Raw genomic sequence first — 12,574 nt, forward strand, 5'->3', positions numbered from 1 at the left:
CATCGGTTCACTGCGCCTTGCCGGCGGCTTGCCTTCAGCCAGCAGGATCTCCTTCACCACCAGCCGTACGGATAGCCGCCCCAGCCCCAGCCGGGCATGCCGACGCTGACGCCGCCGCCCCAGCCGCCGCCACCCCATCCCCCGTAAAACAGGTTCCAGCTGGTGTTGGGATAGGCGTAGCGCGCGGCCGCGGCCTGCTGGTCCAGCGCGATCGCTGCGGCCTGGTCGCGCAGCACCTGCTGGTTCAGTTCGTCGAGTCTCTGCCTGTCTTCGGCGTTCAGCGGTGCCGGCGGTATCGCGTTGGGTGCCAGCCGCGCGGTGGGCGGCGAGCCATTGGCGTCGCGCGGGATCTGCGCGCAGCCGGCGGCCAGCAGCAGCGCGCCGAGCGCGGCGCATGCCGCGGCGCCGCGCCACGGATGACGGGCACGGAATGCGAAGTCGGGCAGGGGAGGGTTGGCTCGGGCGGACATGGCGGTTCTCAGGCTCGCTGACCGGCAGCTGGATGCTGCCATCGTACAGCCGTTGGACCGGGCGGCAACACCGATGTTTCCATCGCGCCGACCGCCGGCCATCCCGCCTCACCCGCGCCGGTGCGGCAGCGCACGCAGGCGCTGCCGAAGGCGGGTCAGTGGTGCTGGCTGGCACCCGCGCCGGCGCCGGTGGCGACCGGCGTGGCCGAGAACAGCTGCGCGCAGTCGACCGGGTCGAACTCATAGCGCTGGCCGCAGAAGTCGCAGTGGATCTCGACATGGCCGCGCTCGGCGATGATGCTTTCGATCTCGGCCTGACCCAGCGACTGCAGCATGCCGGCCACCTTCGGGCGCGAGCAGCTGCAGTAGAAATGCGGCGTCAGCGGCTCAAATACTCGCAGGCCGGTGTCCTGCAGGTCTTCCCAGAACAGGCGGCGCAGCAGCGTGTCGGGCGTCTCGGCCAGCAGTTCCCCGGCCTTCAGCGTGGTGCCGAGCTGCACCGCGCGGTCCCAGGTGTCGAGGTCCTGCGCCCTGGCGTGGCTGGCCAGCGGCGCGCCGGTCTCGCCGACTTCGGCGGTGCCGCCGTAGGCCGGCAGCTTCTGCAGCAGCATGCCGGCGGCTACATGGTCGTCGGCGGCCAGCCACAGGCGCGTGTCGAGTTGCTCGGAGGCCTGCATGTAGTGCTCCAGCACGGCGCTGATCGAGCCCAGCGGGCCGTGCGCGTCGGCCAGCGGCACGATGCCCTGGTACGGCTGCTGGCCCGGCAGCTTGTCCTTCGGATCCAGCGTGATGGCAAAGCGGCCGTGGCCGTGGGCGTTGACCATCTGCGCCAGCGTGGCATCGTCGGCCACCTGCGCGCCCTCGGCCAGCTTGGCGGTGGCGCGCATCGACAGGTCGGACAGGCATTCCACCACCAGCATGCGCACCGGGCCGTCGCCGTGCAGCTGCATCACCAGCGCCCCGTTGAACTTCAGGTTGGCCGACAGCAGCGCCGCGGCGGCCATCATCTCGCCCAGCAGCCGGCGCACCGGGGCAGGGTAGCTGTGGCGGCCGAGCACTTCTTGCCAGGTGGCTTCCATGCGCACCAGCTCGCCGCGCACGGGGGCCGCGTCGAACAGGAACTTCTGCAGGGTGTCGGGGGTGGTGGTATCGGTCACAATAATCGGTCGGGTTTCGGTAGAGGCTCGGCGGTCGTCAGCCGATCCGCTTGAGCTGTTGCTTGTACAGGGCCTGCCGCGTGGCGTAGGTCTCGGCGTTGCGGTACAGGTTGGCGACGTCGGCATCGGTCAGCTGGCGCACCACCTTGGCGGGCGCGCCCAGGATCAGCGAGCGATCCGGGAACACCTTGCCCTCGGTCACCACGGCGCCCGCGCCCACCAGGCATTCCTTGCCGATCACGGCGCGGTTCAGCACCACGGCCTGGATGCCGATCAGCGAGCCTTCGCCGACCGTGCAGCCGTGCAGCATGGCCTGGTGGCCGATCGAGACCTTGTCGCCCAGCGTCAGCGGGCAGCCCGGGTCGGTATGCAGCACCGAACCTTCCTGGATATTGGTGTCCGCGCCGACCACGATCGGCTCGTTGTCGCCGCGGATCACGACACCGGGCCAGGCGCTGGCGCGGGACTTGAGGGTCACGTTGCCGATGATGGTGGCTTCGGGGGCCACGTAGGCTTCGCTGTCGATACTGGGCTTGACGTCGCCGAGCTGGTAAAGCGCCATGAGGTCTCCTGCACGAATGGCTTTTGTTGAAGTGGGGGTTGCCGCCGGACTTTAAAGGGCCAGCGCGGGGGAACGGGGCGGCGCCCCGGGCTGCGTCGCTGGTGTGACCGGCAGGCAGGCGGGCGCCGGCCAGGCCCTACAATGGCGGCAGACCCGGATTTTACGCCCATGCCAGAAAAAACACCCGCCGCCGCGCTGCCTGACCCGTCTTCTTCGCCCCGCCGGCAGGCGTTGGCGGTGCTGTGCCTGACGGATCCGCGCGACAAGGCCGTGGCGGCGCGCGCACTTTATCGCCACGTCATGACGTTGTCCGATGCCGACCTGGAAGCGGGCGAGGTGATCCATGCCGAGGCCATCCACGCGATCCCGGGCCGGCCGGCGCGGCCGGTGCTGGTGGCGCCCCAGCACGTCGAGCGGCGCCGCTCGCTGCAGACCCCGGCCGGGCGCGCGGCGATGATCCACGCGCTGTGCCATATCGAGCTCAATGCCATCAACCTGGCGCTGGACGCAGCCTGGCGCTTTGCCGGCATGCCGCCCGCGTATTACCGCGACTGGCTGCGCGTGGCCGAAGAAGAGGCCTACCACTTCACGCTGCTGGCCGACCACCTCGGCACGCTCGGCGCCGCCTACGGCGACTTCCCGGCCCACAACAGCCTGTGGGAGATGACCGACAAGACCGCCGGCGACGTGCTCGCGCGCATGGCGCTGGTGCCGCGCACGCTCGAGGCGCGCGGGCTCGACGCCTCGCCGCCGGTGCGCGCGCGGCTGGCCGGCGCCGGCGACCACGCCGCCGCGGCCATCATCGACATCATCCTGCGCGATGAGGTCGGCCACGTCGCCATCGGCAACCACTGGTACCGCTGGCTGTGCGCGCAGCGCGGGCTCGATCCCGTCGCCACCTACGCGCAACTGGCCGAGCAGTACCGCGCGCCGAAGCTGCGCGGGCCCTTCAACCTCGAGGCGCGTCGCGCGGCCGGCTTCGACGAGGACGAACTGGCGTGGCTCGAGGCTTCGGCCGGCTAGGCCTGCCGTCCACCGATTCAGCGGTGCGACGGGAAACCATGCTTGCGCGCCGACCAAACCGCCAGCCATGCTGCCGCGAGCAGCGCCACCAGCACGGGCGGGAATGCGCCGATGCCGAAGCCATCGAGCAGCAGCCCTCCGACGACACCGCCGCCGGCGATGGCGATGTTCCAGGCCGTGACCAGCATCGACTGCGCCACGTCCGCGGATTTGCCGGCGGTCGCCGCCAGCGCCGTCTGGAACAGCGTGGCGACGCCGCCAAAGCCCAGGCCCCAGGTAGCCGCGGCGGCATAGACCACCGCAGGGTGCGCGCCCGCGGCCGCAAGCGCCAGCACTGACAGCCCGAACAGCAGCGTGCTGGCCAGCGTCAGCAGCCGCAGCCACTTGTCGATCAGCACGCCGGTGATCCAGATGCCGCCGAGCGAGGCCACGCCGAACACGAACAGTACAAGATCCAGCCGTGCCCCGCCGTTCGCCGCGCGCAGGAACGGCGCGATATAGGTGTAGAGGACGTTGTGCGCCAGCACGAAGGCGAGCGTCACGAACAGCACGGGACGGACGCCCGGCAGCGTGAACACGCGCGCGAGCGGCAGCCGCTGGCCCGCGGGCTGGCCGGCAAAATCCGGCACGCTGGCCAGCACCCAGGCAATCAGGCCCAACGTCATCGCGCTGATGATGCCGAAGCATGCCCGCCAGCCCAGGATGGCACCGAGGAAGGTCCCCGATGGCACACCCAGCGACAAGGCCAGGGGGATGCCGACCATGGCGACGGCAATGGCGCGGCCCTTCATGTGGTCGGGAACCATGCGCGCGGCATAGCCGGCCAGCAGCGCCCACAGCAAGCCGGCCGATACCCCCGCAACAAAGCGTGCAGCCATCGTCAGGACATAGTTGCCGGACCAGGCCGTCACGGCATTGGCGACGGCAAAGCCGGCGATGGCAAGCAGCAGCAGCGGCCGTCGCCGGAGCCCTTGCGTGGCCGCCGTCAGCGGCATGGCGGCCACCAGCGAACCGAAGGCGTAGATCGTGACGAGCTGTCCGGCAAGCGGCTCGGAGATGGCGAGGCCCTTGCCGATCTGGGGCAGCGGTCCCGCCGGCAAGGCCTCGGTCAGGACAGTGATGAAGCCGGCGACGGCGAGCGCAAGCAGGGCCGGAAGCGGTAGCGGAACAGGTTGCGCGCCCTGGTGGGCATCGCCGGCAAGCGGGTTGGTGGCTGTGGTCATGTTGGGGCCCAGGCGGAAAGTTATGAAGGGGTCGACGGCTGCGACGCAGCCGGGAGAGGCCATGGACGGCGTCACGCAGGTCGGCGGCAAATTAGCCTGACGTGCGCTCGTACCGACCCGCCCACGATAAGGAAGCCGCCATTAAAGAAAAAGTGGGCTACAGTTCCTTTTTCTCCGGAACCTTATGTCCGTAATCGGAGGGCGTCATGGACAGCCTCAGTGGCTTCGCGGTGTTTGTGCAGGTAGCCGAGAGCCGCAGCTTTGTCGCGGCGGGGCGCCTGCTGGGGGTGTCGGCCTCAGCCGTCGGCAAGAGCGTGGCGCGGCTGGAAGAGCGGCTTGGCGTGCGGCTGTTCCATCGAAGCACGCGCAGCGTCACGCTGACGGCCGAAGGCGCGCTGTTCCTCGAGCGCAGCCGCCGGGTGCTGGCCGAGGTCGAAGCGGCGGAGCTCGAATTGGCCCAAGCCACCGCGGCGCCGCGCGGCCGCCTGCGCGTGAGCCTGCCGCTGGTCAGTTCACTGGTCTTGCCCGTGCTGAGCGATTTCATGCGCGCGTATCCGGAGATCGAGCTAGACCTGGATTTCACGGACCAGCTGGTCGATGTCATCGAGGATGGTTTCGATGCGGTGGTCCGGACCGGCGAGCCCGCCGACTCGCGTCTGTCGGCGCGGCGGCTCGGCGCGTTCCAGGCGATGCTGGTGGCCTCGCCGGAATACCTCGCGCTGCGTGGCACACCGAAGGTGCCGGCCGACCTGGCCGGCCATGCTTGCCTGCATTACCGCTTTCCCCACACCGGCAAGCTCGAGCCATGGCCGCTGCGGCGCGCGCCAGGCGAGCCCGAGCTGGCACTGCCGACCTCGATGATCTGCAACAACATCGAGACGCGCCTGTGTTTTGCGCTGCGCGGCCTGGGCATTGCCTGCCTGCCGGATTTCGCCATCCAGCAGCAACTGGCCGATGGCAGCCTGTGCCAGGTACTGCCCGGCCACGTGGGGCCGGCCAAGGCCTTTCATGTGCTCTGGCCGGCGAGCAGGCATCCCTCGCCCAAGGTCCGGGCGCTGGTCGATTTTCTGAGCGCGCGGCTCTTTCCTGCCGGCCAGGGCCGCGCCTAGCGGCTAGGCGCGCTTGCCCGCACGCTCCTCTTCCAGCAACCGCAATACCCGCCGCTGGATCTTGCCCGTGGTGGTCATCGGCAACTGGTCGATGAATTCGATCGCCTTCGGATATTCGTACGGCGCCAGCTGGCCGCGCACGTGGGCCTGCAGTTCCGCGACCAGCGCGGCGTCGCCGTCGAACGAACGCGCCACCGACGGCGTCAGCACCACGAAGGCCTTGACCACCGCGCCGCGCTCGGGATCGGGCGACGGGACCACGGCGCAGTTGGACACCGCCGGATGCTTGAGCAGGCAGTTCTCGATCTCGCTCGGCCCGATGCGGTAGCCCGACGACTTGAACACATCGTCGGCACGCCCCTGGTACCACAGGTAGCCGTCGGCATCGACGCGCGCCAGGTCGCCGGTGCGGCACCAGCGCAAGCCATCGCGCTCGGTGTACTTGCCCGCGGTGGCGGCTTCGTTCTTCCAGTAGCCGAGGAAGAACACCGGGTCCGGATGGCCGACACTGTCGGTGGCGCACACCGCCACCTCGCCGTCCTCGCCCGGCGCGCAGGGGCGGCCTTCGTCGTCGATCACCTGCACGCGGTGGCCGGGGTAGGGGCGACCCATCGAACCCGGCCGGGCCGGCCAGCCCAGCCGTGCGTCGTCGTTCTGCGCGGTGCAGTTGCCGACGATGTAGTTGATCTCGGTCTGGCCGAACATCTCGTTGACCAGCACGCCGAGCGCGTCGCGGCACCAGCCGAACACGGTCTCGCCCACGGCCTCGCCGGCGCTCATCAGCGCGCGCAGGCGGATGTCGTAGTGCCGGCGCGGCTCGGGACAGGCCTTCATCATCTGCTTAAGCGCGGTCGGGAACAGGAAGGTGTTGGTGACGGCATAGCGCTCCAGCAGCTCGAACGCACGCTCGGCGGAGAAGCGGCCCTGGTAGCCGACGATCGGCTTGCCGAAGTACAGCGCCGGCATCAGCGCGTCCCACAGGCCGCCGGTCCAGGCCCAGTCGGCCGGGCTCCAGAACACGTCGTCGTGCTGCGGATACCAGTTCTGCGAGCAGACGAAGCCGGTCAGGTTGCCGATCAGCGCGCGGTGCGGGATCAGCGCGCCCTTGGGCGGGCCGGTGGTGCCGCTGGTGTAGATCAGCACCGCGGCCTCGTCGGCCTTGGTCTGCTCGGCGACGAAGCTCGGCAGCTGCGCCGCGAGCAGCAGGTCCCAGTCGTGGTCGCCGCGGCCGCGGGCATCGCCGGCGGCGATCACGGTGGCCAGCGTCGGGCATTCGGGGCGCGCCGCCAGCAGGTTGTCGATCGAGGTCTCGTCGGCGATTGCCACGCCGGCTTCGCTGTGCGCGATGCGGTAGGCCAGCGCCTCCGGCCCGAACAGCATCGACAGCGGCATGGCGATGGCGCCCAGCTGGTAGATCGCCATATGCGCGATCACGGTCTCGATGCGCTGCGGCATCACGATCGCGACGCGGTCGCCGCGCGCCACGCCCAGCGCGCGCAGCGCCGCCGACAAGCGGTTGGCCTCGGCCTGGATATAGGCAAAGCTGTGCGCGTTGCGGCGGCCGTCCTCGTGCTCGGTATAGACCGCGATGCGATCCATGGTGGCCGGTTCGCGCGCCCAGCGGCCACAGCAGGCTTCGGCGATGTTGAACTGCGCCGGAACTTCCCAGCGGAACGATTCGTACAGGGCGCGATAGTCGTCGCGCCGGCTTGCCGGCAAGGCAGCTGCGGCCATTCGGGTCTCCATTGGGTCCGTCCGTGCACCCGCAAACGCCCAGCGGCGCTGGCGCCGCTGCCGCTATAATGCGTGCAAGCGAACGATCGTTCTATTTTGTCGTGGCTTCCCCGCCAACCCCCGCGGCGGGCAAGATCCCGACGCAAGGGTGGAGACAATGACAATCAAGGAAACCTCGCGGTCTGAATTTATCACGGTGCGCGGGCTGCGCTATCACGTGCGCCACTGGGGCACGCCCGGCGCGCGCAAGCTGTTCATGCTGCATGGGTGGATGGACGTGGCCGCGTCGTTCCAGTTCCTGGTCGACCACCTGCGCGGCGACTGGCATGTGATCGCACCCGACTGGCGCGGCTTCGGCGCGACCGACTGGCCCACGCGCTACCCCGGCACGCAGTCGTACTGGTTTGCCGACTACCTCGCCGACCTCGAGGCCCTGCTCGACCACTATGCGCCCGAGGGCCAGGTCGACCTGGTCGGCCACAGCATGGGCGCCAACGTGATCTGCCTGTATGCCGGCATCCGCCCGCAGCGCGTGCGCCGCGTGGTGGACCTGGAGGGCTTCGGCATGACCGCGACGCGGCCGGAGCAGGCACCCCGGCGCTACGCGCGCTGGCTCGACGAAGTGCGCGCAGGCACCGAGCTGAAGACCTATGACAGCCTCGACGGCGTGGCCGCGCGCCTGCAGAAGACCAACCCGCGCCTGCCGGACGAACGCGCCGCATTCCTGGCCGCGCACTGGTCGCGCCGCAACGCCGAGGGCCGCTGGGAGATCCTGGGCGATCCCGCCCACAAGCTGATCAACCCGATGCTGTACCGGCTCGATGAAGTGATGGCGGTGTGGGAGCAGGTCACCGCGCCGGTGCTGCACGTGGAGGCGCGCGATTCGGAGACGCTGCGCCATATCGCCCACAAGCAGGCCATCGACGAATTCAGGCAGCGCTTCCGCGCCTTCCGCGACTTCCGCGAGGCGGTGGTGGAGGACGCCGGCCACATGCTGCACCACGACCAGCCCGCCGCCGTGGCGGAGCTGGTGGAATCGTTCTGCGCCGGCAGGTGATACCGGCGCCTGCGGCAGTGCAGGCTTCAGGCGTGCGTGAGCTTTTCCTTCAGCGCGGCGTTGTTGCTGGTGTGCACGTGCACCAGCGCCTTTTCCGGGAAGGCGTAGTGGTAGGCCTTGCGTAGCGCCAGCGCGGCCTCGTGGAATCCCGACAGGATCAGCTTCTGCTTGTTGGGGTAGAACGCGATATCGCCGGCGGCGAAGACGCCGCGGCGCGAGCTTTCGTAGGTGGTGGTGTCGACCAGGACGCGGCCGGCGCGCATATCCATATCCCACTGCGCGATCGGGCCGGGCTCGGACACCAGGCCGTACAGCGCCACCAGTTCCTCGGCGGGCAGCACGGTGCTGCCGTCGCGGGTGCGCACTTCGACTTCGCTGAGCGCGCCGTCCGCACCTTCGGTGCGCAGTGCGCCCAGCATGCCGACCACGAAATCCATCTCGCCCGCGGCCACCGCGCGGCGCATCTCGGCGACGGTGCCGTCGGCGGCGCGGAAGCCCTCGCGCCGGTGCAGCAGCGTCACGCGCGCGGCAACCTTGCGCAGCGCCAGCGCCCAGTCCAGGGCCGAGTCGCCGCCGCCGGCGACCACCACGCGCTTGCCGGCGAAGTGCGAGACATCGCGCACCGCGTAGTGCAGGTGGCGGCCTTCCAGCGCCGGCGCCTCGGGCAGCGAGACGCGCTGCGGCGCGAACGCGCCCGCGCCGGCGCAGACCAGCACCGCGGCGACATCGAAGCGCTTGCCGGCGTCGGTCGTCACCAGCAGGCGCTCGTGCCCGGCATGGCCTTCCGGCGCTGCTGGGGCCGGGATTTCGGCGACGCTTTCGGCGCGCTGGCCGAAGTGCATCGGGAATTCGAACGGGGCGCATTGCTCCAGCAGCCGGTCTACCAGGTCCTGCGCCAGGCATCCCGGCACGGCGGGAATGTCGTAGATCGGTTTTTCCGGATACAGCTCGGTGCACTGGCCGCCGGCGCGGTCGAGCACATCGATCAGTTCACATTTCAGGCCGAGCACGCCGGCCTGGAACGCGGCGAACAGGCCGACCGGGCCGGCACCGACGATCAGGACATCGGTGCTGGTGACCGGGGCGGTGGCGGGAGCGGTGGCTGGGGTAGCGGTGGACATGGGGCATGGCAGGCACGCCAGGTGCCCGCGAATCGACGATGCAAAGCCCGACTATACCCCGCAGCCGCCGCCTTTCCGCCGACGCCAGCGTTGCCGGCATGGCTTTGCCTGGCCGGCCGGAGGGCGGCGCCGCCGCGCAGGCCAAGGGCGACGGGAGTAGAATTGCCACCATGCAAAACGCCCACGCCATCAATGCCGACCTGCATTGCCATTCCACCGTTTCCGATGGCACGCTCGCGCCGCGTGCCGTGGCGGAGATCGCCCGCGACGCGGGGGTTGCGTTCTGGGCGCTGACCGACCACGACGAGCTGGGCGGGCAGGCCGAGGCACGCGCCGCCGCCGAGGAATTCGGCATGCGCTATGTGCCTGGCGTCGAGATCTCGGTGACCTGGGCCGGGCAGACCGTGCATATCGTCGGGCTGCAGATCGACCCGTTCTGCCCGGAACTGATCGATGGCCTGACCGAGACCCGCTCGGGCCGCGCGCGACGCGCGCGCGATATCGCCGATGCGCTGGCGAGGGTGGGCATCGATGGTGCCTATGAAGGGGCCCTGCAGTACGTGGGCAACCCGGACCTGATCTCGCGCACGCACTTTGCGCGCTGGCTGGTCGACCAGGGCCGCTGCGCCACCATCGGCGATGTCTTCAGCGAGTACCTGTCGGAGGGGCGTCCCGGTTATGTCGGCCACCGCTGGGCCAGCCTGGCCGAAGCGGTGGGCTGGATCCGCACCGCCGGCGGCATTGCGGTGATGGCGCACCCGGGCCGCTACCACTACACCGACACCCAGCACGACGCGCTGTTCGATGAATTCACGGCACTGGGCGGCGGCGCGGTCGAGGTGGTGACCGGCAGCCATACCCCCGACCAGTACCGCCGCTACGCCGAGGTGGCGCGGCACTACGGGCTGCTGGCTTCGCGCGGCACGGACTTCCACGGGCCCGGCGAGGGCCGGGTGGAACTCGGCACGCTGCCGCCGCTGCCGCCCACGGTCACGCCGGTCTGGCACGACTGGTAGGACCCCGCCTGGCCGGGGCCAGCCCCCGGATGCCGCTCCGTTCCATCCGACTCCGCTCCCTGGCCCATGTCCCAGTACTTCGAGATCCATCCGCTCAACCCGCAGTCGCGCCTGCTCAAGCAGGCGGCCCAGATCCTGCAGAAGGGCGGGCTGGTCGCGCTGCCGACCGACTCCAGCTATGCGCTGGCCTGCCGGCTCGACGACAAGGCCGCGGTCGAGCGCCTGCGCCGGCTGCGCGGCATCGACGACCGCCACCACCTGACGCTGATGTGCCGCGACCTGTCCGAGCTCGGCAACTTTGCCCGCGTCGACAACCGCCAGTACCGCTGGCTCAAGGGCGCCACGCCGGGCCCCTATGTATTCATCCTGGAGGCGACCAAGGAAGTGCCACGGCGGCTGTCGCACCCGGCGCGCAAGACCATCGGCGTGCGCGTGCCCGAGCACGCCATCCCGCTGGCGCTGCTGGGCGAAACCGGCGAGCCGCTGATCTCGGCGACGCTGCAGCTGCCGGGCGACGAGGCACCGCTCAATGATCCGGCGCAGATCCGGGCGCGGCTGGAGAAACAGCTCGACCTGGTGGTGGACGGCGGGCCGGCCCCCGCGCAGCCGACCACGGTGATCGACCTGACCGGCGGCGAACCCGAACTGGTCCGCGCCGGCCGCGGCGACGTCGCCCGCTTCGGCCTCTGACCCGCGGCGCCGCCGCGCCTGCGGTCGGGTGCATCAGCGTGCGCCCCGGGCGCCGGCGGGCCGCTACAATAGCGCTCATGGATTCCTCCCTTATCCAGACCTTCGCGGTCTATGCCCTGCCGGTGCTGTTCGCGATCACGCTGCACGAGGCCTCGCACGGCTACGTGGCCAAGCTGTTCGGCGACAGCACCGCCTATGCCCTCGGGCGCGTCAGCCTGAATCCGATCCGCCATATCGACCCGATCGGCACCATCGCCGTGCCGCTGCTGCTGTACATCATGACCAGCGGCCAGTTCGTGTTCGGCTACGCCAAGCCGGTGCCGGTGGTGTTCGAGCGCCTGCGCAACCCGCGCTGGCACGGCATGTGGGTGGCGCTGGCGGGCCCCGCCAGCAACGTGGTGCAGGCCTTCGTCTGGGTGCTGCTGGCGATCGGCCTGACCTGGGGCGGCGTGCGCGAGCCGTTTTTCGGCGAGATGGCGCTGGCCGGCGTGCGCGTCAACCTGGTGGTGGCGGCCTTCAACCTGTTCCCGGTGCCGCCGCTGGATGGCGGGCGGGTGCTGACCGCGCTGCTGCCGCAAGGCATTGCGCGCGCGGTGTCGCGCATCGAGCCATATGGTATTTTCGTGGTGCTGGCGCTGGTGGCCGCGGGGGTGATCACCACCATCTGGATGACGCCGGTGGTCAATGTGCTGATGTCGCTGATCGAGCTGCTGCTGCGCCCGATCGTGCTGCTGCTCAATTGACCGGGGCTGCCATGACACTGTCGCACACCGGTATTGCCGCGCCCTCCGCCTGGGTCACTCGCTGGGCCCATCTGCTGCGTCCGGGCGCGCGGGTGCTGGACCTGGCCTGCGGCGGCGGCCGCCATGCCGACTGGCTGGCGGCGCGCGGCCACCAGGTGCTGGCGGTGGACCGCGATGCCGAGGCCATCGCCGGCCTGGCCGGCCTGCACGGAGTGAGCGGCCGCGTGGCCGACCTGGAGCAGGGCGACTGGCCGCTGGCCGGCGAGGCGCCGTTCGATGCCATCGTCGTCACCAACTACCTGCACCGGCCGCTGTGGCCGCACCTGGCGGCCGCGCTGGCGCCGGGCGGTTGCTGGATCTACGAGACCTTCGCCGCCGGCAACGAGACCGTGGGCAAGCCGTCGCGGCCGGATTTCCTGCTGCGGCCGGGCGAGCTGCTCGAGGTCGCGCGTGACTATGGATTGCGCGTGGTGGCCTACGAGGACGGCGTGGTCGAAGTGCCGAAAACAGCCTTCGTGCAGCGCCTGTGTGCGGTGCGCGAGGCGGCGCCCGCGGCCGGTGCGGCCGCGCCGCCACGCTACCGGCTCGATCCCTGAGCGCCGCGCCGCGCTGTCGGCGCAAACGGCGCCGCATGCGTTGAAACAGTTGGTATCAACCCCTGTCCGGGCA

The 12,574-nt window shown here is 70.2% G+C and carries 13 protein-coding genes; 7 read left to right on the forward strand and 6 right to left on the reverse strand.

Annotated features, from left to right (window positions below):
* Positions 1–53: 53 nt before the first annotated feature.
* The 3 genes from C7416_RS15100 to C7416_RS15110 form a co-directional block, all read right to left on the reverse strand.
* Positions 54–470, reverse strand: coding sequence for a hypothetical protein (locus C7416_RS15100; RefSeq protein ID WP_111519671.1), 417 nt, complete (start codon positions 468–470; stop codon positions 54–56).
* A 155-nt stretch (positions 471–625) separates the two neighbouring features.
* The gene (gene hslO / locus C7416_RS15105; RefSeq protein WP_111519672.1) at positions 626–1,627 is read right to left on the reverse strand and encodes an Hsp33 family molecular chaperone HslO; all 1,002 of its coding nucleotides are present in this window, start codon (positions 1,625–1,627) and stop codon (positions 626–628) included.
* 37 nt (positions 1,628–1,664) lie between these two features.
* A complete protein-coding gene (locus C7416_RS15110; RefSeq protein ID WP_018006882.1) occupies positions 1,665–2,189 on the reverse strand; it encodes a gamma carbonic anhydrase family protein in 525 nt (174 codons plus the stop codon).
* A 168-nt stretch (positions 2,190–2,357) separates the two neighbouring features.
* Between C7416_RS15110 and C7416_RS15115 the strand changes: the two genes are divergently transcribed.
* Positions 2,358–3,212 (forward strand): ferritin-like domain-containing protein, encoded by an 855-nt coding sequence (locus C7416_RS15115; RefSeq protein ID WP_181461247.1) that lies wholly within the window; start codon positions 2,358–2,360, stop codon positions 3,210–3,212.
* Positions 3,213–3,229: 17 nt separating this feature from the next.
* On the opposite strand, the gene C7416_RS15120 is transcribed toward C7416_RS15115, so the two are convergent.
* The gene (locus tag C7416_RS15120) at positions 3,230–4,435 is read right to left on the reverse strand and encodes an MFS transporter (protein WP_111519674.1); all 1,206 of its coding nucleotides are present in this window, start codon (positions 4,433–4,435) and stop codon (positions 3,230–3,232) included.
* Between the two features lie 206 nt (positions 4,436–4,641).
* On the opposite strand from C7416_RS15120, the gene C7416_RS15125 reads away from it, so the two are divergent.
* Complete coding sequence (locus C7416_RS15125; RefSeq protein WP_111519675.1) at positions 4,642–5,544, forward strand: LysR family transcriptional regulator; 903 nt, start codon at positions 4,642–4,644, stop codon at positions 5,542–5,544.
* A gap of 3 nt (positions 5,545–5,547) precedes the next feature.
* Here the strand turns inward: C7416_RS15125 and C7416_RS15130 are convergent, their stop codons facing one another.
* Entirely contained in the window at positions 5,548–7,278 is a 1,731-nt protein-coding gene (locus C7416_RS15130; protein WP_111519676.1) for an acetate--CoA ligase, read from the reverse strand.
* 157 nt (positions 7,279–7,435) lie between these two features.
* Here C7416_RS15130 and C7416_RS15135 point away from each other — a divergent pair, with 157 nt between their 5' ends.
* Positions 7,436–8,335, forward strand: a complete 900-nt coding sequence (locus C7416_RS15135) for an alpha/beta fold hydrolase (RefSeq protein WP_111519677.1) — start codon at positions 7,436–7,438, stop codon at positions 8,333–8,335.
* A gap of 26 nt (positions 8,336–8,361) precedes the next feature.
* On the opposite strand, the gene C7416_RS15140 is transcribed toward C7416_RS15135, so the two are convergent.
* Positions 8,362–9,456 carry an NAD(P)/FAD-dependent oxidoreductase gene (locus tag C7416_RS15140; RefSeq protein ID WP_111519678.1) on the reverse strand — a complete coding sequence of 365 codons (1,095 nt, stop codon included), beginning with the start codon at positions 9,454–9,456 and terminating at the stop codon, positions 8,362–8,364.
* A 170-nt stretch (positions 9,457–9,626) separates the two neighbouring features.
* Between C7416_RS15140 and C7416_RS15145 the strand changes: the two genes are divergently transcribed.
* The 4 genes from C7416_RS15145 (at position 9,627) to C7416_RS15160 (ending at position 12,501) form a co-directional block, all read left to right on the forward strand.
* Positions 9,627–10,472 carry a 3',5'-nucleoside bisphosphate phosphatase gene (locus tag C7416_RS15145; protein ID WP_111519679.1) on the forward strand — a complete coding sequence of 282 codons (846 nt, stop codon included), beginning with the start codon at positions 9,627–9,629 and terminating at the stop codon, positions 10,470–10,472.
* Between the two features lie 66 nt (positions 10,473–10,538).
* Positions 10,539–11,162, forward strand: coding sequence for an L-threonylcarbamoyladenylate synthase (locus tag C7416_RS15150; RefSeq protein ID WP_111519680.1), 624 nt, complete (start codon positions 10,539–10,541; stop codon positions 11,160–11,162).
* A gap of 77 nt (positions 11,163–11,239) precedes the next feature.
* Positions 11,240–11,905, forward strand: coding sequence for a site-2 protease family protein (locus C7416_RS15155; RefSeq protein WP_012352471.1), 666 nt, complete (start codon positions 11,240–11,242; stop codon positions 11,903–11,905).
* A gap of 11 nt (positions 11,906–11,916) precedes the next feature.
* A complete protein-coding gene (locus C7416_RS15160) occupies positions 11,917–12,501 on the forward strand; it encodes a class I SAM-dependent methyltransferase (protein WP_111519681.1) in 585 nt (194 codons plus the stop codon).
* Positions 12,502–12,574: the final 73 nt, after the last annotated feature.

The organism is Cupriavidus phytorum, assembly GCF_003254285.1.
GTDB classification, from domain to species: Bacteria; Pseudomonadota; Gammaproteobacteria; order Burkholderiales; family Burkholderiaceae; genus Cupriavidus; species Cupriavidus phytorum.

Bases quoted from the DNA above. Each gene is read 5' to 3' on its own strand.
- C7416_RS15130 (WP_111519676.1), bottom strand. From the start codon at position 7,278: ATGGCCGCAGCTGCCTTGCCGGCAAGCCGGCGCGACGACTATCGCGCC.
- C7416_RS15155 (WP_012352471.1), top strand. From the start codon at position 11,240: ATGGATTCCTCCCTTATCCAGACCTTCGCGGTCTATGCCCTGCCGGTG.
- C7416_RS15115 (WP_181461247.1), top strand. From the start codon at position 2,358: ATGCCAGAAAAAACACCCGCCGCCGCGCTGCCTGACCCGTCTTCTTCG.
- C7416_RS15110 (WP_018006882.1), bottom strand. From the start codon at position 2,189: ATGGCGCTTTACCAGCTCGGCGACGTCAAGCCCAGTATCGACAGCGAA.
- C7416_RS15135 (WP_111519677.1), top strand. From the start codon at position 7,436: ATGACAATCAAGGAAACCTCGCGGTCTGAATTTATCACGGTGCGCGGG.
- C7416_RS15150 (WP_111519680.1), top strand. From the start codon at position 10,539: ATGTCCCAGTACTTCGAGATCCATCCGCTCAACCCGCAGTCGCGCCTG.
- C7416_RS15100 (WP_111519671.1), bottom strand. From the start codon at position 470: ATGTCCGCCCGAGCCAACCCTCCCCTGCCCGACTTCGCATTCCGTGCC.
- C7416_RS15140 (WP_111519678.1), bottom strand. From the start codon at position 9,456: ATGTCCACCGCTACCCCAGCCACCGCTCCCGCCACCGCCCCGGTCACC.
- C7416_RS15160 (WP_111519681.1), top strand. From the start codon at position 11,917: ATGACACTGTCGCACACCGGTATTGCCGCGCCCTCCGCCTGGGTCACT.
- C7416_RS15125 (WP_111519675.1), top strand. From the start codon at position 4,642: ATGGACAGCCTCAGTGGCTTCGCGGTGTTTGTGCAGGTAGCCGAGAGC.
- C7416_RS15120 (WP_111519674.1), bottom strand. From the start codon at position 4,435: ATGACCACAGCCACCAACCCGCTTGCCGGCGATGCCCACCAGGGCGCG.
- C7416_RS15145 (WP_111519679.1), top strand. From the start codon at position 9,627: ATGCAAAACGCCCACGCCATCAATGCCGACCTGCATTGCCATTCCACC.